Genomic DNA, 19,615 nt, shown 5'->3' with positions numbered 1-19,615 from the left:
ACCGTTTCGAGACCGAACCGCTGCCCAACTGTGCTCGCGTGCCTGCTACAAACGGGCACCCAGCTGGCGGAATATGAGATCCCGGGCCTTGGGGAAAATGCCGCAACCGAGGAGGCTTCTGTGAGCAGGTTTACCGAGAAGATGTACCGCAATGCCCGGACCGCGACGACGGGCATGGTCACCGGTGAACCCCACGAGCCCGTCCGCCACACCTGGGGCGAGGTCCACGAGCGCGCCCGCCGCATCGCGGGCGGCCTGGCCGCCGCCGGCATCGGCCTCGGCGACGCGGTCGGGGTGCTGGCCGGCTTCCCGGTGGAGATCGCCCCGACGGCCCAGGGCCTGTGGATGCGCGGCGCCAGCCTGACGATGCTGCACCAGCCCACACCGCGCACCGACCTGGTCGTGTGGGCCGAGGACACCATGATGGTCATCGGCATGATCGAGGCCAAGGCCGTCATCGTCTCCGAGCCCTTCCTGGTCGCCATCCCGGTGCTCGAGCAGAAGGGCGTCAAGGTCCTCACCGTCGCCGAGCTGTTGGCGTCGGAGCCGATCGACCCTGTCGAGGTCGGCGAGGACGACCTGGCGCTGATGCAGCTGACGTCCGGGTCGACCGGTTCGCCGAAGGCGGTGCAGATCACCCACCGCAACATCTACTCCAACGCCGAGGCGATGTTCATCGGCGCGGAGTACGACGTCGACAGGGACGTCATGGTCAGCTGGCTGCCCTGCTTCCACGACATGGGCATGGTCGGGTTCCTGACCATCCCGATGTATTTCGGCGCGGAGCTGGTCAAGGTCACCCCGATGGACTTCCTGCGCGACACGCTGCTGTGGGCCAAGCTCATCGACAAGTACAAGGGCACCATGACCGCGGCGCCGAACTTCGCCTACGCGCTGCTGGCCAAGCGGTTGCGCCGCAACGCCAAGCCCGGCGATTTCGACCTGTCGACCCTGCGGTTCGCGCTGTCCGGCGCCGAGCCCGTCGAGCCCGCCGACGTCGAGGACCTGCTCGACGCGGGCAAGCCGTTCGGGTTGAAGCCCTCGGCGATCCTGCCGGCCTACGGCATGGCCGAGACGACGCTGGCCGTGTCCTTCTCGAAGTGCAACTCGGGTCTGGTCGTCGACGAGGTGGACGCCGACCTGCTGGCCGCCCTGCGCCGCGCCGTACCCGCCACCAAGGGCAACACCCGCCGGCTGGCCACACTGGGTCCGCTGCTGAAGGACCTCGAGGCCCGCATCGTCGACGAGAACGGCAACGTGATGCCGGCGCGCGGCGTCGGTGTGATCGAGCTGCGCGGGGAATCGCTGACGCCGGGCTACCTCACCATGGGTGGGTTCATCCCGGCCCAGGACGAGCGCGGCTGGTATGACACCGGCGACCTCGGCTACCTGACCGAGGAGGGCCACATCGTGGTGTGCGGCCGGGTCAAGGACGTGATCATCATGGCGGGCCGCAACATTTATCCCACCGACATCGAGCGGGCCGCGGGCCGCGTCGTTGGCGTGCGACCCGGGTGCGCCGTCGCGGTGCGCCTCGACGCCGGTCACTCGCGGGAGACGTTCGCCGTCGCCGTCGAGTCCAACGCCTGGCAGGACCCGACCGAGGTGCGTCGCATCGAGCACCAGGTCGCGCACGAGGTGGTCGCCGAGGTCGACGTGCGGCCGCGCAACGTCGTGGTGCTGGGCCCGGGCACCATCCCGAAGACGCCGTCGGGCAAGCTGCGCCGGTCGACTTCGGTCACCCTGGTCAGCTAGGTCTCGTCGGCGCGCGCGCCTCCGCCGCGAGCGTGCGCAGATTGCCAGGTTTTGCGGCGTGTCGGCGTCCAGACACGCACGCTCGCCATCAGGTAAGCGTCACGACAGCGGGGAAAGCCCCGACCGCACCAGGTCCAGGCAGGTGGCGGTGATCGCCCCCAAATCCTCGACACAGCCGTCTCGGCCCCAAGTTTCCACCGCAACGACCAGCGCCGCCGCCAGCGCGGAACCCGCGACTTTGGCGACCAGATCGATGTTCGCCACGTCGGGGTAGCGCTGCTCGACGAAGTCGGTCAGCACCGCGGCGAACGACGACTGGACCACTCGCAGGTGGCCGGCGATCTGCTCGCCGGTGATCAATTCGGCGCGGGCGAGTGCGGCTTGCCGAACCACCTCGACGTCGTGGGGGAAGCTTTCGACGCTGGCCAGCACCGCCTCGAACAGTGACTCGGTGCGCGGGCGTTGCGCAAGCGCGTCGGCCAGCCACTCCACGTGCGTGTCGTAGTCCTGGAACAGCACCGCTTCCTTGGTGGGAAAGTGCCGGAAAAACGTGCGCTCGGTGACGCCGGCTTCCTGCGCCAGCTGCTGCACCGTGACGTTTCCGAAGCCCTCGCTGGCGAACCTCTTGAGGGCCACCTGTCGCAGCGCCTCATGGGTCCTGGTGCGGCGCAACTCGTGCAGATTCTCCCGCTCGCTCATCACTCGCATCCCATCACATCCGGGGACCTGTCGGTGCTGACGTCTTTAAATTGAGTCAGTACTGACATATATTCGTGCGATGACGGATTATGACGCGATCGTGGTCGGGGCCGGCCACAACGGGTTGACCGCGGCGGCGGTCCTGCAGCGCGCCGGCGTGCGCACGCTGTGCCTGGAGGCCAACACCTACAGCGGCGGAATGGCGGCCACGGTCGAGTTGATCGACGGATTCCGTTACGAGATTGCAGGTTCGGTGCAATTCCCGACCGCCCCTCAGATCACCAAAGAGCTTGGGCTTGACACGCTGCCCACCGTTGATGCCGACGTCCAGTCGGTCAATCTCGGCGACAACGGCGAAGAACCGATGATTTTCTACCGCGATCCGATCCAGCTGATGACTCACCTCGCCGAGAAGCTCGGGACCGACGCCGTCACGGGCATGGCCGAGATGATCGGCTGGAGCCAGGGACCCGCGAAAGCCCTCGGCCGCTTCGAGGTGCGCACCCCGCCCAAGACGATCGATGAGATGTATGCCTGCGCCGCAAACGAATTCGAGCGCAGGGCCATCCACGAGGTGTTGTTCGGGACGGCGATGGATGCCATCGACCGCTTCCTGCCCGACAAGGACAAGCATGCGGCGCTGCGCGGAATGCTCGCCTTCCTTGCCATCAACTCCACCTACCGCGGGCCCTATACTCCGGGCAGCGCAACATGTTTGGCGTTCGCGCTCGCCGTGCCGAACGACGGCGCGGCGATGATGACGAAGCTCGAGGGCGGGATCGGCGCACTCGGGCAACACCTGCACGAATTGTTCGTCTCCCACGGGGGTGAGATCAGGTATCGCGCCAAGGTCGAGAAGATTCTCGTCGAAAACGATCGCGTGGCCGGCGTGCGTCTGAAGGATGGCTCTCAGATCAGCGCGCCGGTCGTCGTGTCCAACCTGTCGCCCGATCTGACCCTCATCGATCTGGTCGGTGCCGAGCACCTGCCCGCAGATCTGGTCACCCGGCTGAGCGGGCGCGACCACAGGGCGTCGTTTGTCCAGATCCATTTCGCGCTCGACGGCTTGCCGGAATTCGCGCCGCCGTATGACTTCCTCAACGAACCCGGCATGCAATCGTCGATCGGGATCTTCGGATCACCCGAAGAACAACAACGCCAATGGGAGGAGTGCAAGCGCGGCATCATTCCCGACAACCCGTCGATGGGCATGCAGATCCCGTCTGTCCACGACCCCAGCATGGCTCCCCCGGGCAAGCACGCGGCGAGCGCATTCGCCTACGCATTCCCGGTCGAAGCCAGCCGCGACCTCCACGGCCAGCTCAAAAACGTGATGGCGGAGAAGGTGATCGACAAGATCACCCGCTACGCGCCCAACTTCCGCGACATCCAGATCCGGCACATCACGTTCGCGCCGTATCACATGCAGACGATGTTCGCCGCTCCCTCCGGCGACTTTTGCCACGGCCTCCTGCATCCAGACCTGATGGGGCCCAACCGGCCCGGGCCCAAGGGCTTCCTCGACCTACCGATTCCGATCGAGGGGCTGTACCTGGGTGGCGCGGGATGCCATGGGGGCCCGGGGATCACGTTCACGCCCGGGTACAACGCGGCGCACCAGGCGCTCGAGGACATCTCGCGATGACCTACGGGATCGCAGGGCCCTGCGTCTAGCGGTGCCCACTCACCAGGCGTGGACGACGTTCTGCGCCGGCTCCATTCCCAGTTCGATGAGCAACTCGGTGGCGTCGGCCGCCTGCTCGCAGATCGTCGGGACCTCGGCGCGCTCGGCGGCGGTGAAGTTTTCCAGCACGAACGCCGCCGGGTCCTTGCGCCCGGGCGGACGGCCGATCCCGATGCGCACCCGCTGAAAGTCCTTGGTGCCCAACGCCGCTGCCACCGAGCGCAGCCCATTGTGACCCCCTTCGCCGCCACCGATCTTGAGCCGGATGCGGCCGAACTCGAGATCGAGGTCGTCGTGGATGACGATGATGTCGGCCGGGGCGACCGAGTAGAACTTCGCCAGCGGCCCCACCTGGCGGCCGGACTCGTTCATGTAGCAGCGCGACTTGGCCAACACCATCGAGTGCCCGGCCAGCCGGCCGGTCACCGCTTCGGCGCCGGAACGCTTGTGCGCCTTGAACTTCGCGCCCAGCCGCCCGGCGAGCAGGTCGGCAACCATGAAGCCGAGGTTGTGCCGGGTGCGGGCGTAGTTGTCTCCGGGGTTGCCCAGGCCGACCACCAAAAGTGGTTCGGCCACGTCGCTGGCCGCCTACTCGGACTCGTCGGCCGACGCCTCGGCCTCGTCGCCCTCTTCTTCCGCGGCCGCCGGCTCTGCGCCCTCGGCAACCTCGCCGGCGCCCTCTTCCGCGAGGTCTGCGGCGGTCGGCGCGTTCACCACGTTGACCACCAGCGTGTCCGGGTCGGAAACCAGGGTTACGCCGCGCGGCAGCGGGATCTGCCCGGCGGTGAACTGGGTGCCCGCCTCGGCGCCCTCCACGGACACCGTCAGCTGCTCGGGAATCGACAGGGCCTCGGCCTCGATCTCGATGGCGTTGGTCTCCTGGGTGACCAGGGTGTCGGGGCCGGCGTCACCCTCCACGATGACGCTGACCTCGACGGTGACCTTCTCACCGCGGCGCACGACCAGCAGGTCGGCGTGCTGGATGGTGCGGCGGATCGGGTGAATGTCGAGCGCCTTGGTCAGCGCGAACTGTTCCTTACCCGCGACGTCGAGCGTCAGCACCGCGTTGGTGCCCGCATGCCGCAGCACGGCGGCGAAGTCGTGCCCGGGCAATTCCAGGTGCTGGGGCTCGGCGCCGTGGCCGTAGAGGACGGCGGGAATCTTGCCCTCGCGCCGGGCCCGCCGGGACGCGCCCTTGCCGGTCTCGGTCCGCACCGTGGCGGTGAGTTGGTTGACTGCGGATTTAGCCATCGTGTCGCTCCTGTGTGCTCAGTGCCTTCGTTCGGGGGCACGGCAAGGTTCGCGACTGTGAGTCGGTCTCCGTCGATAACGGTGCTGTGTCAGCCACCCTCGCCGTGACGCCCGGCCAGGTTAGCGCATATGCGGCTCAGAGCGGAAATTTGGCGCCGGTGAGCTGCTCGGATAGCTCCCACAGCGCCCTGGCGGTGGCGGCGTCTTTCGCCCGCCGACTGCGCCCGATCGGCTGCGTGCGGCCGAAATAGCCGAACCGGGGGCCGACGAACGTGTCGCCGGGCAGGTCCTGCGACACCGCGTACAGGGTTTGCCGGGCGCCGTAGTCGGCGTCGGTGGCGATCACCCGGGTGGCCGCCGACATCAGCGCGTCACCCAGCTTGCGCCCGGAGGCGCCTTGCAGGTTGGTGTGCGAGTAGCCGGGGTGGGCGGCCAGCGCGCGCAGCGGCGACCCGACCGCCTCGAGGCGTCGCTGCAGCTCGCTGGTGAACAGCAGGTTGGCGAGCTTGGACTGGCTGTAGGCCAGCCAGGGGGAGTAGCGGCGGTTTTTCCAGTTCAGGTCGTCGAAGTCGATGCGGCCCGGCCAGTGCGCCATCGACGACACCGTGACGACCCGGTCGGTGAGCTTGGGCAGCAGCAGATTGGTGAGGGCGAAATGACCGAGATGGTTGGTGCCGATCTGGCTCTCGAAGCCGTCGACGGTCAGCTTGTAGGGGGCGGCCATGATGCCGGCGTTGTTGATCAGCATGTCGGCGGAGTCCACGCCGCCGGCGAACCGGCGCACCGACGACAGGTCCTGCAGGTCGAGTTGTCGCACCTCGACGTGACCGGTCATCTGCTGTGCGGCGTCCTGGCCCTTGCTCGTGTTGCGGACGGCCATGATGATTTGGGCGCCCTTGCGCGATAGCTCGCGGGCCGTCACGGCGCCGAGGCCGCTGTTGGCGCCGGTGATGATCACGGTGCGCCCGGCGAACGACGGCAGATCGGCGGCGGTCCAGTCGGTCATGGCTGACCACCTTAGTGAAGTCCGAGTTCAGCTTGTCCAGGAAGCCGCCGGCCTCCGCGGCTGAACTGTCGTTCGGAGGCGGACACATCGTGCATAGTCCTTCGCGTGCCGTGACTGCTGCGACAGGTGTGACGCGACAGCCGCCAATTACTTTGCGGCCACCACAAACCCGTGAATGATCGCCTCGATGTCGGTGGACTGCGCGACGGCCTGGTCGGCCAGGCTGGTGATGGTCAGCTGAACCAGGTATCGCTGGTTGGCCGGCGGCGATCCGGTGGGGATGACGATCCGGTTCCAGCTGTGCAGCCGCGTGCCTTCCAGGTCGTAGCTGCCCTGGATTTCCGATGACGGAAAACCGTTGTAGTCCGCCGTCGAGGCGTCCAGCTGCTTGAAGTTCTCGAACAGCTGGGCGTCGTCGTTGCCGTGCTTGATGACCTGGCTCGGGTCGAAATCCCCGCGCAGCTTGAACACCACCAGCCGCGCGGTCGGGTACTTGTTGCCATTGGAGATGATCAGCGTCTCCGGCGTGATGTTCGGATTCGTATACGGCGACCAGCCCGGCGGCGTCGGTATCGACACGGTCAAATCGGGCAGGCTGCCCGGCGCCACCTGCTGGCCGGTCACCCCGATGCTTTGCAGGTACTGGGACAACGGGACGGGCTTCTCGACTCGGGTGGTGGTAGTGGTGGTCGAACTGTGCGTCAGGATCGACTGGTAGTCAGGGGCTTTCGGCGCGCACCCCGCCACAGACAATATGACCACCGCGGCTGCGGCGGGCAACAGTTTCACAGAATCTCACGGACCGCGTCGATCGGCCGGGCCAGGCGGGTCCCGTTCGGGGTCACAACAAACGGCCGTTCGATCAGGATCGGGTGTTCGGCCATCGCGTCGAGCAACTCGTCGTCGGTCGCATCGGCGAGGCCCAGTTCGGCGTACATCGGTTCGCGCTTGCGCACCGCGGGGCGCACGTCGATGCCGGCGTCGCGGATCATCTGGACCAGCTCGGAGCGCGACGGCGGGGTTTTCAGGTACTGAACGATAGTGGGCTCAATGCCGTTGTCGCGCAAGAGATCCAGCGTCTTGCGGGAGGTGCTGCATTTGGGGTTATGGTAGATGACGGTGTCGGCCATCTAGGCGTCCCCGTCGAACAGCCCTGTGACTGAGCCGTTTTCGAAGACGGCGCGAATGGTGCTGGCCAGCAGCGGAGCGATCGACAGGACCGTGAGCTGGGGGAAGCGTTTCTCCTCGTCGATCGGCAGGGTGTTCGTGACGATCACCTCCCGCGCGCCGCAGGCCGCCAGGCGCTGGGCCGCCGGGTCGGACAGCACCCCGTGCGTCGCGGCGATCACCACGTCGCTGGCGCCGTCCTCGCGCAGCAGCTGCACCGCGCCGGCAATGGTGCCGCCGGTGTCGATCATGTCGTCGATCAGCACACAGGTCCGCCCGCCGACCTCGCCGACGACGCGGTTGGAGACCACCTGGTTGGGCACGCGCGGGTCGCGCGTCTTGTGAATGAAGGCCAGCGGTACCCCGCCCAGCGCGTCGGCCCACTTCTCGGCGATGCGCACGCGGCCGGAGTCGGGGGAGACCACCACCATGTTGCCGTCAGGGTAGTTGTCCTTGATGTATCCGGTCAGCAGGTTCTGGGCGCGCATGTGGTCGACAGGTCCGTCGAAGAAACCCTGGATCTGGTCGGTGTGCAGGTCGACGGTCACGATCCGGTCGGCACCCGCCGTCTTGAGCAGGTCGGCGACCAGTCGCGCCGAGATCGGTTCGCGGCCGCGGTGCTTCTTGTCCTGCCGCGCGTAGGGGTAGAACGGCATGACGGCGGTGATCCTCTTGGCGCTGCCCCGCTTGAGCGCGTCGATCATGATCAGCTGTTCCATCAGCCAGTTGTTCACCGGCGCCGGGTTCGACTGCAGCACGAACGCGTCACTTCCGCGCACCGACTCGTGGAAGCGCACGAATATCTCGCCGTTGGCGAATTCCCGCGCCGTCTGCGCGGTGACGTGGACGTCGAGTTCTTTGGCCACCTGTTCGGCCAGCTCAGGGTGCGCGCGGCCGGAGAACAGCATTAAGTTTTTGCGGTTATCGGTCCAGTCGTGGCTCACCGTGCTGCCCTCGCCGTATCGGGATCGAGATAAGTGATGGAACGCCTCATCGTACGTAGCGAATCGTACGGAAATGTGGCCGGGTTGCCAGGTAACGAACTCACGGTGTCTGTTCGGATTCCGGCGACGGGCCGTCGTCGGGGGCCTTGGCCGCCCTGTCCGCCGCCTCCGCGGACGCGCTGCCCGGCCGCTTGCGCTGCACCCAGCCCTCGATGTTGCGTTGCGGTCCCGCCGACACCGCCAGCGCACCCGGCGGGACGTCGTCGCGTACCACCGTGCCGGCGCCGGTGTAGGCCCCATCACCGATGCTCACCGGCGCCACGAACATGGTGTCCGACCCGGTGCGCACGTGCGAGCCGACGGTGGTGCGGGCCTTGGATTCGCCGTCGTAGTTGACGAAGACGCTGGACGCCCCGATGTTGCTGTGGTCGCCGATGTCGGCGTCGCCGACGTAGGTCAGGTGCGGGACCTTGGTGCCGGCCCCGATGGTGGAGTTCTTGGTCTCGACGAACGCGCCCAGCTTCCCCTCGGTGCCGAGCACGGTGCCGGGCCTCAGGTACGTGAAGGGGCCGACCGTGGCGCCGTCCCCGATCGACGACGACGCGCCGTGGGTGCGGACCACCGACGCGCCGTCACCGACGGTGACGTCGGTCAGGGTGGTGCCGGGGCCCACCACGCACCGCGCGCCGATCCGGGTGGCGCCGAGCAGCTCGGTCCCCGGGCGGATGACGGTGTCACGGCCGATGCTCACGTCGACGTCGATCCAGGTGGTGGCCGGGTCGACGATGGTCACGCCGGACATTTGATGGGCCGCGACGATGCGGCGGTTGAGCTCGGCGCCCAGTTCGGACAGCTGCACGCGGTTGTTGACACCGGCGACCAGCGCGCTGTCGTCGACGTGCTGGGCGTGCACGGTCTGGCCGTCGCCGCGGACGATGGCCACGACGTCGGTGAGGTACAGCTCCTGCTGGGCATTGTTGGCGCTCAGCCGGCTCAGAGCCGACCGCAGCGCGGCGATGTCGAAGGCGTAGACGCCGGCGTTGACCTCGCGGATCTCGCGCTGGGAGGGCGTCGCGTCGGTGTGTTCGACGATCGCCGTGAGCTCGCCGTCCTGGGTGCGCAGGATGCGGCCGTACCCGGTGGGGTCGACAAGCGTCGTGGTCAGCACCGTGACCGCGGCCGACGCCGCGCTGTGGGTCGCGATCAGACCGGCCACGGTGTCGGAGTCCAGCAGCGGCGTATCGCCCGAGGTGACGACGACGATGCCGGCGAAGTCGTCGGGCAGGGCCGACAGGCCGCAGCCGACCGCGTGGCCGGTGCCCATCGGTCGGTCCTGCAGCGCCACGTCGATGGTGCGCCCGAGCGTGTCGGCCAGTCCGGTGACCAGGGGCGCGATGCGCTGGTGATCATGGCCCAGGACCACGACCAGATGCTGCGGCGCCACCTTGGCGATCGCGTGCAGCGAATGCGACAGCATGCTGCGGCCGGCGAGGGTGTGCAGCACCTTCGGGGTGTCGGACCGCATCCGGGTGCCGGGCCCGGCCGCCAGGACCAGGACCGCGGTGTCACCGCGAAACGACATCAACTCTCCTTAACCCTCACCGCGAGCGTGCGTGTCTGTACACGCCGTCAAGCGTGTCATTTTGTGCACGCTCGAAGCAAAGAGCGAGGCCTTTTTCGGGCTCCGTCGCCAGGACTCGAACCTGAACTCTCAGAACCAAAATCTGATGTGCTGCCGATTACACCACGACGGATTGCGTACCCAGGCCCGTCGGCCTGCGCCATCAAGACTCTAGACGGGACGGCCTCGGCGCGCCGAACCGATACGCTGATTGACGTGGCCGTTCTGGACCCCCAAACGCAAAAAGAGCCGGATAAAGAGGTGCGGCCGCCGCGCGCCCGGATGACCGGCAGCGAGCGCCGCCAGCAACTGATCGGCATTGCCCGCTCGCTGTTCGCCGAGCGCGGCTACGAGGGCACCTCGATCGAAGAGATCGCGCTGCGGGCCAACGTGTCCAAACCGGTGGTCTACGAGCATTTCGGCGGCAAGGAGGGCCTGTACGCCGTCGTCGTCGACCGCGAGATGTCGGCGCTGCTGGACGGCATCACGTCGTCGCTGACCAACAACCGCTCGCGGGTGCGGGTGGAGCGGGTCGCGCTGGCGTTGCTCACCTACGTCGAGGAGCGCACCGACGGCTTCCGGATCATGATCCGCGACTCCCCGGCCGCGATCAGCTCGGGCACCTACTCGAGCCTGCTCAACGACGCCGTCAGCCAGGTCAGTTCCATCCTGGCCGGCGACTTCGCCCGCCGCGGCCTGGATCCGGACCTGGCGCCGTTGTATGCCCAGGCGCTGGTGGGCTCGGTGTCGATGACGGCGCAGTGGTGGCTCGATACGCGCGAGCCCAAGAAGGAAGTGGTCGCCGCGCACCTGGTCAACCTGATGTGGAACGGCCTGACCCACCTGGAGGCCGACCCGCGGTTGCAGGACGAATAGCCCGGGCTAGCCGCAGTCGCGCAGCAGCACGTCGGCCGTCGTTTCTCGCCGGACCAACGTGCGGGCCCGGCCGTCTTTGACCGACACCAGGGGCGGCCGGCCGACCATGTTGTAGTTCGACGCCATGCTGTGGTGGTAGGCGCCGGTGCAGGCCACGGCCAGCACGTCGCCGGGGCGCACGTCCGCCGGTAGCTCGATGTCCCGGGCGATCTCGTCGCCCGCTTCGCAGTGCCGGCCGGCGATGCTGACGCGCTGCCTGGGTCCCACCGGATGCCGGTTGGCCAGCGCGACGGTGTACTGGGCACCGTAGAGCGACACCCGCGGGTTGTCGCTCATCCCGCCGTCGACGGCCACGAAGGTGCGGCCACCCGGTCGCGTCTTCACCGAGCACACCCGGTACAGCGTCACCCCGGCGCGGCCGCTGATGCCGCGCCCGGGTTCGACCACGATCCTCGGCCGGGGGAAGTGCTCGGCGGCGCAGGCCTCGTCGACCGCGTCCTCGATGACCCGGCCGAGCTCGTCGAGGTTCAGCTCGCGGTCGCCGGCGGCGTAGGGGATGGCGTGGCCACCGCCGATGTTGAGCTCGGTGAGGATGACCCTGTGGTGGGCGCGGACGTCGGCCATGGCGGCGATCATCCGGCGGATCGCCTCGCCGTACAGGCCGGCGTCGGTGACCTGCGAGCCGATATGGCAGTGCAGCCCGACCAGGTCGAGGATCGGATGGGCCAGGACCCGCTTGATCGCGTCGGCGGTGTGATCACCGTCCAGGCTGAACCCGAACTTCTGGTCGCTGATGCCGGTCGTCACCGCGCGGTGCCCGTGAAGATCTGCCCTTGCGGAAAAGTCGGGGGCCACCCGGACGAGCACCGGCTGGCGCCGCCGCGCCAAGCCCGCGAGGTAGGCGATCTCGATGCACGAATCCAGCACGATGCGCCCGACCCCGACCCGCACGGCGTCGCGCAGCTCATCGGGCGGTTTCGCGTTGCCGTGCAGGACGATGCGTGCCGGATCCACTCCGCCGGCCAGGGCGACGGCCAGCTCACCGCTCGAGCAGACGTCGACCCCTAGGTCCTCTTCGCGCGCCCACCGCGCCACCGCGGTGCTCAGCAGCGACTTTCCGGCGTAGACCACCTCGGTTCCCCGCAGGGCCCGGCGATACCGGCGGGCGCGGTGGCGGAAGTCGGCCTCGTCGACGACGTACGTCGGGGTGCCGAACTCGTCGGCGATATCGGCCAGCGACACGTCGCCTACGCAGAGCCGGCCCTCCTCGTCGGAGCGCGTGGTGACCGGCCAGATCGTTGGGTCGAATCGCCGCGAGGCCGCTTTCCCGATCGACGGCAAGATGTCCAGCAATGTCATGAGTCCACCGTGCGCCCACCCAGTCTCGGGTGGCGCTTTTCTTACGATCCCTTGACGGTGCCGGGCCCAATTTTGATGAATTGGGCGCACCTAGAATGGATTCATCATGACCGCACCGGGGCCTGCTCGCCCAGAAACCCCGATCGCGGGGCTCGTGGATCTGGCGCTGACCGCGCCGACCTTCCAACAGCTCATCGACAGCGCGGCGGCCCGACCGGGCGAGCTGAGCCTGGTCGGTCCGGCCAGCGCCCGGGTGTTCGTCGCCGGCGCGCTGGCGCGGCTGGGTCCCTTGCTCGTGGTCACCGCGACCGGGCGCGAAGCCGACGACCTCACCGCCGAGCTGCGCGGCGTCTTCGGCGACGCCGTGGCCGCCTTCCCGTCCTGGGAAACCCTTCCGCACGAACGGCTCTCGCCCGGGATCGACACCGTCGGGACCCGTTTGATGGTGCTGCGCCGGCTGGCCCATCCCGATGACGCGCGGCTCGGGCCACCTTTGCGGGTGGTGGTGACCGCGGTGCGCTCGCTGCTGCAGCCGATGACGCCGCAGCTGGGCCGGGTCGAACCGGTCACCTTGGCCGTCGGCCAGGAGATCGCCTTCGAGGACGTCATCGCCCGGCTCGTCGAGCTGGCTTACACCAGGGTGGACATGGTCGGCCGGCGCGGCGAGTTCGCCGTGCGCGGCGGGATTCTCGACGTCTTCCCACCGACTGCCGAGCACCCCGTGCGCATCGAGTTCTGGGGTGACGAGGTCAGCGAGATGCGGATGTTCGCAGTCGCCGATCAGCGCTCGATTCCCGAGATCGAGGTCGACACCGTCATCGCGATGGCCTGCCGCGAACTGCTGCTCACCGCCGACGTGCGGGAGCGGGCCGCCGCGCTGGCCGCCCGGCACTCCACGGGCGAGCCCGCCATCACCGGCAGTGTGACCGACATGCTGGCCAAGCTGGCCGAGGGCATCGCGGTCGATGGCATGGAGGCGCTGCTCCCGGTGCTTCGGCCCGGCGAGCACGTGCTGCTCACCGACCAGCTGGCCGCTGGCACTCCGGTGTTGCTGTGCGACCCCGAAAAGGTGCGCCGCAGGGCCGCCGACCTGATCAAGACGGGCAGCGAATTCCTCGAGGCGTCCTGGTCTGTCGCTGCGCTGGGAACGGACGCGCCCGTCGACGTGGCGCAATTCGGTGGGTCCGGGTTCGCCGAATTGGACGACGTGCGGGCCGCCGCGGCCCGGTCGGGCCATCCGTGGTGGACCCTCAGCCAGCTTTCCGACGAATCGGCTGTGGAGCTCGATGTCCGGGCGGCGCCGTCGGCGCGCGGGCACCAGCACGACATCGACGGCATCTTCGCCATGCTGCGCGCGCACGTGACGACGGGCGGCTACGCCGCGGTGGTCGCGCCCGGGACGGGCACCGCCCATCGCGTGGTGGAGCGGCTCGCCGAGTCCGACACGCCCGCCGCGATGCTGGAACCCGGCGCTGCCCCCAAGCAGGGGGTCGTCGGCGTGCTCAAGGGGCCGCTGCACGACGGGGTCGTCATACCCGACGCCAACCTCGTCGTCATCACCGAGACCGACCTGACCGGCAACCGGGCGACGGCCGTCGAGGGTAAGCGGCTGGCGGCCAAGCGGCGCAACACCGTCGACCCGCTGGCGCTCACAGCCGGCGACCTGGTGGTGCACGACCAGCACGGCATCGGGCGCTTCGTGGAGATGACCGAACGCACCGTTGGGGGTGCGCGCCGCGAGTACCTGGTGCTGGAGTACGCCTCCAGCAAGCGGGGCGGGGGTTCCGACAAGCTGTACGTCCCGATGGACTCCCTGGACCAGCTGTCGCGCTACGTCGGCGGGCAGGCGCCGGCGCTGAGCAAGCTCGGCGGCAGCGACTGGGCCAACACCAAGACCAAGGCGCGCCGCGCGGTGCGCGAGATCGCCGGCGAGCTGGTCGCCCTGTACGCCAAACGGCAGGCCAGCGCGGGCCACGCGTTCGGGCCGGACACCCCCTGGCAGGCCGAGATGGAAGACGCGTTCGGCTTCACCGAAACCGTCGACCAGCTCACCGCGATCACCGAGGTCAAGGGCGATATGGAAAAGCCGATCCCGATGGACCGGGTGGTCTGCGGCGACGTCGGCTACGGGAAGACCGAGATCGCGGTCCGGGCGGCGTTCAAGGCGGTCCAGGACGGCAAACAGGTCGCCGTGCTGGTGCCCACCACGCTGTTGGCCGACCAGCACCTGCAGACGTTCAGCGAGCGCATGGCCGACTTCCCGGTGACCGTCAAGGGCCTGTCCCGGTTCACCGACTCCACCGAGTCCCGCGCAGTGATCGAGGGCCTGGCCGACGGGACCGTGGACATCGTGATCGGCACGCACCGGCTGTTGCAGACGGGCGTGCGCTGGAAGGACCTGGGCCTGGTCGTCGTCGACGAGGAGCAGCGGTTCGGCGTCGAACACAAGGAGCACATCAAGTCGCTGCGCACCCACGTCGACGTGCTCACCATGAGCGCCACCCCGATCCCGCGCACGCTGGAGATGAGCCTGGCCGGGATCCGCGAGATGTCGACGATCCTGACGCCGCCCGAGGAGCGCTATCCGGTGCTGACCTACGTCGGCCCGCACGACGACAAGCAGATCGCCGCCGCCCTGAGGCGCGAGCTGCTGCGCGACGGTCAGGCATTCTACGTGCACAACCGGGTCAGCTCGATCGACGCGGCGGCGGCGCGGGTCCGCGAGCTGGTGCCCGAGGCCCGCGTCGTGGTCGCGCACGGGCAGATGCCCGAGGATCGGCTGGAACGCACCGTGGCGGGGTTCTGGAACCGCGAATACGACATCCTGGTGTGCACCACGATCGTGGAGACCGGCCTGGACATCTCCAACGCCAACACGTTGATCGTGGAGCGCGCCGACACCTTCGGGCTCTCCCAACTGCACCAGTTGCGCGGGCGCGTCGGCCGCAGCCGCGAGCGCGGGTATGCCTATTTCCTGTATCCGCCGCATGTGCCGCTGACCGAGACCGCCTACGACCGGTTGGCAACCATCGCACAGAACAACGAGCTGGGCGCCGGGATGGCCGTCGCGCTGAAGGACCTCGAGATCCGCGGCGCCGGCAACGTGCTGGGGGTCGAGCAGTCCGGGCACGTCGCCGGGGTCGGGTTCGACCTGTACGTGCGGCTGGTCGGCGAGGCGGTGGAGGCGTACCGGGCGGCCGCCGACGGCGAGACGGTCACCAGCCCCGAAGAGCCCAAGGATGTGCGGATCGACCTGCCGGTGGACGCCCACCTGCCGCCCGACTACATCGCCAGCGACCGGCTGCGCCTCGAGGGCTACCGGCGGCTGGCCGCGGCGTCCACCGACGGCGAGATCGACGCCGTCGTGGAGGAGCTGATCGACCGCTACGGGGCGCTGCCCGAACCCGCCGAGCGGCTGGTGGCGGTGGCGCGGCTGCGGCTGGTGTGCCGCGCCGCGGGCATCACCGAGGTGTCGGCCCCATCGGCGGCGACCGTGCGGCTGTCGCCGGTGACGCTGCTGGATTCGGCGCAGGTGCGCCTCAAGCGGATGTATCCGGCGGCGCACTACCGCGCCACGACGGCCACGGTGCAGGTCCCCATTCCCCGGGCCGCCGGGGGTATCGGCGCGCCACGGCTGCGCGATGTCGAGTTGGTGCAGATGGTGGCCAACCTGGTGACGGCGCTGCAGGGAAAGCCACAGCAAGATGTTGGTATAACCAGTTCACCAGCCCCGATGTCCAGTGAGGAACGGCAAGCACGATGATCCGCGCCGGCGACGATGCAGCGCCAAGCGCCGAGGAGGAGCGGCGCTGATGATCGTCGTCTTGTTCGACCCCCGCCGCCCATCGCTGGTGCCCGTCGAGGCCATCGAGCACCTCACCGGCGAGGTGCAGTACACCGAGGAGATGCCCGTCGCCGTGCCGTGGTCGCTGCCCGCCGCGCGGCCGGTGCATTCCGGCGACCCCAATGCTCCAGCGCCGGTGCTGCTGTCGTCGGATCGGGACCACCCCGCCGTCACCGCGCGGTTGGCCGCCGGAGCCCGGTTGATCTCGGCGCCGGACACGCCGCGCGGCGAACGACTCGTCGACGCCGTCGCGCTGATGGACAAGCTGCGCACCGCCGGGCCGTGGGAAAGCGAGCAAACCCACGACTCGTTGCGCAGGTTCCTGCTGGAGGAGACCTACGAGCTGCTCGACGCGGTCCGCCGCGGCAACGCCGACCAGGTGCGCGAAGAACTCGGCGACGTGTTGCTGCAGGTGCTCTTCCACGCCCGCATCGCCGAGGACGCCCCCCAGTTTCCCTTCACCATCGACGACGTCGCCGTCACGCTGATGCGCAAACTGGGCAATCGGGTGCCCGGAGTGCTTGCCGGGCAATCGATTTCGCTCGAAGAACAGCTGGCGCAGTGGGAAGAGCGCAAGGCGGCCGAAAAGCCGCGGAACTCCGTGATGGACGACGTCCACATCGGTCAGCCGGCATTGGCGTTGGCGCAGAAGGTGATTCAGCGTGCCGAGAAGGCCGGCCTGCCTTCAGATCTGATCCCCGACGAGATCAGGTCCGTCTCCATCTCGGCCGACATTGACGCGGAAAGCGTGCTGCGCACGGCGGTTTTGGAGTTTGTCGATACGGTCCGCGGCGTGGAGCGGGCGGTTGCCGCGACGCGCCGCGGGGGCAGCGTTCCCGAAGAATTCGATGTGGCGCCGCTCGGCGAAGTCAGCGACGAGGAGTGGCGCGCGCACTGGCCGTCCGGCCAACCGGCGATCGACTCCCAGCCGCCGGTCACGGAAGAACCGGTGGGCTCGCCCGACGACAGCGCAGCGGACGCCGACGAGTCCGGCGGCGACGACGAGTCCGGCGGCGCCGACGACGAGCCCCAGGCACCGGCCAAGGCGCACGAAGGCGGCTCCAAGCGGCGCAAGGGCCGCAAATAGGGCGGTTCGGCCGGGCGGGCGTCGTCGCCGTCGCGATTGCCAAAGTTGCTGGTAGCTAACCGATGATTAGCTGAAACCGGCGACGAATCGGTGCGCTTGGGCCCCGAATCGACCGGATAGCCCCGAAACGCGTGGGACGATGGTCGTGCCGAGGTTTGTGCAGGGGAGTTCAGGGGAGCTTAAGGAAGCATGGTGACGCCGAGACGTTGGTTGCGTGCGGCCGCGGTGATCGGCGCGACCGCCATGCTGCTGGCCTCCAGTTGCACCTGGCAGCTCAGCCTGTTCATCCCCGACGGCGTCCCCCCACCGGCGGGGGATCCGGTGCCGCCGGTGGACACCCACGTCAGCGGTCGGCCCGCGGATCAGTTGCGGCAGTGGGCCGAGCAACGGTCGACTGCGCTGGAGATCCCGGTCATCGCGCTGGAGGCGTACGCCTACGCCGCCCGGGTCGCCGAGGTGGAGAACCCGAAGTGCCGCATCGCGTGGACCACGCTGGCCGGCATCGGGCAGGTCGAGAGCCACCACGGCACCTACCGGGGTGCGACGCTGTCACCCAACGGAGATGTGAGCCCGCCCATTCGGGGAGTTCGCCTGGACGGCAGCGGCGGCACCCTACGCATCGTCGACGCCGAGGAGGGCGCGGGAACCGACGCCGCGGGCGTGGTGCGGGCGATGGGACCGATGCAGTTCATTCCGGAGACGTGGCGGTTGTATGGGGTTGACGCCCACAACGACGGCGTGGTCAGCCCGGACAACATCGACGATGCGGCGCTGGCTGCCGCGGGGTATCTGTGTTGGCGCGGAAAAGATCTCGGGACGCCGCGGGGGTGGATCACCGCGCTGCGGGCCTACAACAACTCCGGCATCTACGCGCGGGCGGTGCGGGACTGGGCGACCGCCTACGCGGCGGGTCACCCGCTGTAGCAGGATGTAGCAGGCTCTACGCTAAAGGCGGCCCCGAGGCCTGCACCAGCTACCAGGCAAAGTCTACGCAAGGAGAACCCAGTGCCGATTATCGAGCAGGTCGGGGCCCGCGAGATCCTCGACTCCCGCGGTAACCCGACGGTCGAGGTCGAGATAGCTCTGATGGACGGGACGTTTGCCCGGGCGGCGGTCCCGTCCGGCGCGTCGACCGGCGAGCACGAGGCCGTCGAGTTGCGTGACGGCGGTGAGCGTTACGGCGGCAAGGGCGTGCAAAAGGCGGTGCAATCGGTGCTCGACGAGATCGGCCCGGCGGTGATCGGGCTCAGCGCCGACGATCAGCGGTTGGTGGACCAGGCGCTGGTGGACCTCGACGGCACCCCGGACAAGTCGCGGCTGGGCGGCAACGCGATCCTCGGCGTCTCCCTGGCCGTGGCCAAAGCGGCCGCCGATTCGGCCGACCTGCCGCTGTTCCGCTACATCGGCGGGCCCAACGCGCATATCCTGCCGGTGCCGATGATGAACATCCTCAACGGTGGTGCGCACGCCGACACCGCGGTCGACATCCAGGAGTTCATGGTGGCCCCGATCGGCGCGCCCAGCTTCGCCGAGGCGTTGCGTTGGGGCGCCGAGGTGTACCACTCGCTGAAGTCGGTGCTGAAGAAGGAGGGCCTCTCCACCGGCCTGGGCGACGAGGGCGGCTTTGCCCCCGATGTTGCCGGCACCACCGCGGCGCTGGACCTGATCGGCCGGGCCATCGAGTCCGCGGGTTTCAAGCTCGGCGCCGACGTAGCGCTGGCCCTCGACGCGGCCGCCACCGAGTTCTACACCGACGGCACCGGCTACGCCTTCGAAGGCAGCACGCGCACCGCCGAGCAGATGGCCGAGTTCTACGCCGGCCTGCTCGGCTCGTATCCCTTGGTGTCCCTCGAAGACCCGCTGGCAGAGGACGATTGGGAGGGTTGGGCAACCCTGACCGCGTCGATCGGCGAGCGGGTGCAAATCGTCGGCGACGACATCTTCGTCACCAATCCCGAGCGGCTCGAAGAGGGCATAGAAAAGGGCGTGGCAAATGCGTTGCTGGTCAAGGTGAATCAGATCGGCACGCTGACCGAGACGCTCGACGCCGTCGCCCTGGCTCACCACAGCGGGTATCGCACGATGATGAGCCACCGCAGCGGCGAGACGGAAGACACCACGATCGCCGACCTGGCGGTGGCCGTCGGCTGCGGTCAGATCAAGACCGGTGCGCCGGCCCGCAGCGAGCGCGTCGCCAAATACAACCAGCTGTTGCGGATCGAGGAGGCCCTCGGCGACGCCGCCCGCTTCGCCGGCGATCTGGCCTTCCCCCGATACGTGCCGGAGTCCAGATAGCTTGGCCGGCAAGCCCGATCCGAAACG

Annotated in this window: 16 protein-coding genes and 1 tRNA gene; 7 read left to right on the top strand and 10 right to left on the bottom strand. The window is 68.6% G+C overall.

What is annotated here, in order from left to right; translation table 11 throughout:
• Window positions 1-120 precede the first annotated feature (120 nt).
• On the top strand, window positions 121-1,755 hold the full coding sequence (locus A5764_RS20605; RefSeq protein WP_067116421.1) for a fatty acyl-AMP ligase: 1,635 nt from the start codon (window positions 121-123) through the stop codon (window positions 1,753-1,755).
• Between the two features lie 99 nt (window positions 1,756-1,854).
• Here A5764_RS20605 and A5764_RS20600 read toward each other — a convergent pair whose 3' ends face one another.
• On the bottom strand, window positions 1,855-2,454 hold the full coding sequence (locus tag A5764_RS20600) for a TetR/AcrR family transcriptional regulator (RefSeq protein WP_067116360.1): 600 nt from the start codon (window positions 2,452-2,454) through the stop codon (window positions 1,855-1,857).
• Between the two features lie 79 nt (window positions 2,455-2,533).
• Between A5764_RS20600 and A5764_RS20595 the strand changes: the two genes are divergently transcribed.
• Window positions 2,534-4,099 (top strand): NAD(P)/FAD-dependent oxidoreductase, encoded by a 1,566-nt coding sequence (locus tag A5764_RS20595; protein WP_067116357.1) that lies wholly within the window; start codon window positions 2,534-2,536, stop codon window positions 4,097-4,099.
• 39 nt (window positions 4,100-4,138) lie between these two features.
• Here A5764_RS20595 and pth read toward each other — a convergent pair whose 3' ends face one another.
• The 8 genes from pth to A5764_RS20555 form a co-directional block, all read right to left on the bottom strand.
• Window positions 4,139-4,714 carry an aminoacyl-tRNA hydrolase gene (pth, locus tag A5764_RS20590; RefSeq protein WP_067116354.1) on the bottom strand — a complete coding sequence of 192 codons (576 nt, stop codon included), beginning with the start codon at window positions 4,712-4,714 and terminating at the stop codon, window positions 4,139-4,141.
• Between the two features lie 12 nt (window positions 4,715-4,726).
• Window positions 4,727-5,389: a 50S ribosomal protein L25/general stress protein Ctc gene (locus A5764_RS20585; RefSeq protein ID WP_067116351.1), complete on the bottom strand. Its 663-nt coding sequence runs from the start codon at window positions 5,387-5,389 to the stop codon at window positions 4,727-4,729.
• A 136-nt stretch (window positions 5,390-5,525) separates the two neighbouring features.
• Entirely contained in the window at window positions 5,526-6,395 is an 870-nt protein-coding gene (locus tag A5764_RS20580) for an oxidoreductase (protein WP_067116349.1), read from the bottom strand.
• Window positions 6,396-6,542: 147 nt separating this feature from the next.
• Window positions 6,543-7,178 carry an LpqN/LpqT family lipoprotein gene (locus A5764_RS20575; protein ID WP_067116418.1) on the bottom strand — a complete coding sequence of 212 codons (636 nt, stop codon included), beginning with the start codon at window positions 7,176-7,178 and terminating at the stop codon, window positions 6,543-6,545.
• A gap of 2 nt (window positions 7,179-7,180) precedes the next feature.
• The gene (arsC, locus tag A5764_RS20570) at window positions 7,181-7,525 is read right to left on the bottom strand and encodes an arsenate reductase (glutaredoxin) (RefSeq protein WP_067116346.1); all 345 of its coding nucleotides are present in this window, start codon (window positions 7,523-7,525) and stop codon (window positions 7,181-7,183) included.
• Window positions 7,526-8,506, bottom strand: coding sequence for a ribose-phosphate diphosphokinase (locus A5764_RS20565; protein ID WP_067116343.1), 981 nt, complete (start codon window positions 8,504-8,506; stop codon window positions 7,526-7,528).
• Between the two features lie 100 nt (window positions 8,507-8,606).
• Complete coding sequence (gene glmU, locus A5764_RS20560) at window positions 8,607-10,088, bottom strand: bifunctional UDP-N-acetylglucosamine diphosphorylase/glucosamine-1-phosphate N-acetyltransferase GlmU (protein ID WP_067116340.1); 1,482 nt, start codon at window positions 10,086-10,088, stop codon at window positions 8,607-8,609.
• A gap of 100 nt (window positions 10,089-10,188) precedes the next feature.
• Window positions 10,189-10,260: transfer RNA gene (locus tag A5764_RS20555), tRNA-Gln, on the bottom strand.
• Between the two features lie 149 nt (window positions 10,261-10,409).
• Here A5764_RS20555 and A5764_RS20550 point away from each other — a divergent pair.
• Window positions 10,410-11,003, top strand: a complete 594-nt coding sequence (locus tag A5764_RS20550) for a TetR/AcrR family transcriptional regulator (RefSeq protein ID WP_003877537.1) — start codon at window positions 10,410-10,412, stop codon at window positions 11,001-11,003.
• Between the two features lie 6 nt (window positions 11,004-11,009).
• On the opposite strand, the gene lysA is transcribed toward A5764_RS20550, so the two are convergent.
• Window positions 11,010-12,362 carry a diaminopimelate decarboxylase gene (gene lysA / locus A5764_RS20545; RefSeq protein WP_067116334.1) on the bottom strand — a complete coding sequence of 451 codons (1,353 nt, stop codon included), beginning with the start codon at window positions 12,360-12,362 and terminating at the stop codon, window positions 11,010-11,012.
• Between the two features lie 106 nt (window positions 12,363-12,468).
• Here lysA and mfd point away from each other — a divergent pair, with 106 nt between their 5' ends.
• The 4 genes from mfd (at window position 12,469) to eno (ending at window position 19,588) form a co-directional block, all read left to right on the top strand.
• Window positions 12,469-16,125 carry a transcription-repair coupling factor gene (gene mfd / locus A5764_RS20540; protein ID WP_067116331.1) on the top strand — a complete coding sequence of 1,219 codons (3,657 nt, stop codon included), beginning with the start codon at window positions 12,469-12,471 and terminating at the stop codon, window positions 16,123-16,125.
• A 49-nt stretch (window positions 16,126-16,174) separates the two neighbouring features.
• Complete coding sequence (locus A5764_RS20535; RefSeq protein WP_067116328.1) at window positions 16,175-17,293, top strand: nucleoside triphosphate pyrophosphohydrolase; 1,119 nt, start codon at window positions 16,175-16,177, stop codon at window positions 17,291-17,293.
• A gap of 192 nt (window positions 17,294-17,485) precedes the next feature.
• Window positions 17,486-18,217, top strand: a complete 732-nt coding sequence (locus A5764_RS20530; protein WP_067116414.1) for a lytic transglycosylase domain-containing protein — start codon at window positions 17,486-17,488, stop codon at window positions 18,215-18,217.
• An 81-nt stretch (window positions 18,218-18,298) separates the two neighbouring features.
• Window positions 18,299-19,588 (top strand): phosphopyruvate hydratase, encoded by a 1,290-nt coding sequence (eno, locus tag A5764_RS20525; protein WP_067116325.1) that lies wholly within the window; start codon window positions 18,299-18,301, stop codon window positions 19,586-19,588.
• Window positions 19,589-19,615 lie beyond the last annotated feature (27 nt).

This window comes from Mycobacterium sp. 852002-51057_SCH5723018, from assembly GCF_001667035.1.
GTDB lineage: Bacteria > Actinomycetota > Actinomycetes > Mycobacteriales > Mycobacteriaceae > Mycobacterium.
This window is presented reverse-complemented; position numbering and strand designations above follow the sequence as displayed.